The 1256-nt window shown below is 72.1% G+C and carries 2 protein-coding genes and 1 pseudogene; all 3 read right to left on the minus strand.

Annotation, left to right across the window (positions count from 1 at the left end):
* A partial coding sequence (locus tag G7A99_RS14705) for a hypothetical protein (protein ID WP_205599867.1) occupies positions 1–421 on the minus strand: 421 nt, incomplete at its 3' end.
* On the minus strand, positions 418–894 hold the full coding sequence (locus tag G7A99_RS14710; RefSeq protein ID WP_040409292.1) for a hypothetical protein: 477 nt from the start codon (positions 892–894) through the stop codon (positions 418–420). The genes G7A99_RS14710 and G7A99_RS14705, both read right to left, overlap by 4 nt.
* Positions 895–897: 3 nt before the next feature.
* A pseudogene (locus G7A99_RS14715) lies at positions 898–1256 on the minus strand (prepilin-type cleavage/methylation domain-containing protein); the annotation flags it as partial.

The raw sequence follows: 1256 nt of genomic DNA on the forward strand, positions 1-1256 counted from the left end.
GCCGGTCCAGGTGCAGGATCCGGCCCTCGCCCTCGCGGACGTCGGCGAGCAGGGCGCCCGCCGGGTAGACGAGGCAGTGGTCGTTCTCGCCGCGGATCCACTGGAGCAGGCGTTGCCATGCCTCGAGGGGGACGGCGGTGTAGAACGCCTGGCCGCCGTCGCGTGCCCTGGAAAGGTGATGTATGACGATGTGGTTCGGGCCGTCGACCCAGCCCTCCCGCCGGACCTCCCGGTCGATCAGGGCGCGGGCGAACTGCGTCTTGCCCTCGAACCGGAGCACGCCCGTGAACGCGCCGGAGAAGTTGACCAGCACCCTCGCGGGGCGGTGCAGGCGGGGGTAGGGATCCACCACCGCGGTCTCGCCGCGGTGGCCGAACCACCGCCACCGCTCGCCGTCGACCAGGATCACGTCGGTCTTCATCGGGGCGATTCCTCCAGCAGCAGATGCAGCGTGCCCGAGAGCGCCAGGTTCACCTCCCGGTCGTCCCACGCCGGGCGCCGGAACAGGCCCTGCCCGGCCTCGAGGACGCTGAACTCGAAGGCATCGGGGATGAAGATCGAGCGACTGCCGCTGACCGTGGTCCCGAGGAGGTCCAGGGCCCGGTCACGGGGAACCTGGTCACGGGTGAAGCGTATCCGGCGCTCGCTCCAGCGCCCGCCGTCCAGCTCGAGCCGGTCCGCACGGGCGAGGAGCGCGTCCACGCGCTTTGCGTAGGCGCGCCGGTCCTCGAGCGCGGCGAGCCGCTGGTCCAGCACCTGGAGACGGCGCTGGGCGGTCGCCGTGGACTGGCGGGCATCGGCGAGCGCCTTCACCCCCGAACGGGCGTGATAGGCAGCGGCGGCGAGCGCCGTCAGCAGCACGACGAACAGCACCACTCGAAGACCGCGCACCATGGCCTACTGCCCCATCGTCCAGTGGGCGGTCAGCAGCGCGACGCGGTCCTCGTCGAGGGCATCGTCGGTCTCGTCGGCGGTCTCGCCGGTGAAGCTCTGCGAGTCGGGACCGCCGCCGCCGACCGTGGGGTTGTTCGCCTGGGAGTAGGTATTGTTGGCCTCCCACTCGTAGCCCGGGGCGTTCGCGCCGCCGGCGTCGTCCGCCTGGTCGGCGGCCTGGATGCGGAACCGCCCCTCGCGGGCGTCGGCGCTGCCGTCGATCAGCTGGTCGATGAAGCGCGCCAGGTCGGGGGTGAGCCCGCGCACGACCATGACGTTGCCCGCCCCCGAGGGGGTGCCTTCCGGGTTCCACTGGAAGCAGA

The organism is Arhodomonas sp. KWT (genome assembly GCF_010993615.1).

What these genes read in the sequence shown, in the direction of transcription:
- G7A99_RS14710 (WP_040409292.1), bottom strand. Translation starts at nt 894, where the DNA reads ATGGTGCGCGGTCTTCGAGTGGTGCTGTTCGTCGTGCTGCTGACGGCG.